The organism is Myroides sp. WP-1, from assembly GCF_014145635.1.
Lineage (GTDB): Bacteria > Bacteroidota > Bacteroidia > Flavobacteriales > Flavobacteriaceae > Flavobacterium.
In genome coordinates this window covers 1-759 of sequence record NZ_JACHTC010000067.1, presented here as the reverse complement: position 1 = coordinate 759, position 759 = coordinate 1, and the positions used below count along the sequence as shown (strand labels likewise).

Annotated in this window: 1 protein-coding gene; it reads left to right on the top strand. The window is 31.8% G+C overall.

Translation table 11 applies throughout. The annotated features are described in order from the left end of the window. Positions 1-728, top strand: a 728-nt coding sequence (locus H4K33_RS16350; RefSeq protein ID WP_182650866.1) for an IS3 family transposase, incomplete at its 5' end; no start/stop codon positions are given. Between the last annotated feature and the right edge of the window lie 31 nt (positions 729-759).

The following is a 759-nucleotide window of genomic DNA, read 5'->3' as shown; positions in this document are numbered from 1 at the left end:
ATGATTTAAGACGCGATCACCCTGGTTGCGGGGTTGAGAAGATGTACTACACCTTAAAACCAAGTTTTTTAGGTAGAGACAAGTTTATAGCTACTTTTATGAGCTTAGGTTATCGATTGAATAAACGCAGAAATCACACAAAAACAACCGTAGCTTCAAGGATATATTATCCTAATTTAATTAAGGGGATGCAAGTAAAATCTCCATCAACTATATGGCAATCAGATATCACCTATATCCCAGTTGGAGGTAGCTTCTATTACGCCGTATTTATCATAGATGTATACACAAAAAAAATAGTAGGTTATCAAGTATCAGATCACATGCGAGCACAAGCTAATATAGATGCTTTAAAAATGGCTTTAAAGAATAATCAAGCCCCTTTAATCCATCACTCAGATAGAGGAAGTCAATATATGTATAAAGGTTATATCGAAATATTAAAGAGTAATAATTGCCAAATAAGTATGGCTCTCTCTGCTCAAGATAACGCTTATGCTGAGCGTATTAATAGAACAATCAAAAATGATTACCTAGAATTTTGGAAACCTAAAAATTTGTTGGAATTAAAAAAAGCAGTGAAAAAAGCTGTCAGTCAGTATAACAATAAAAGACCTCATAATTCAATAAGAAAAATGTCTCCTGTTGAATTTGAAAATAATTGGTTTGTTGAAAGTACTTTCAACAAACCAATTATTACTATCTTTAATAATGAAGTTAATGTTTAAAAAACGGTCAACTGTATTTAGGGATGTTCAT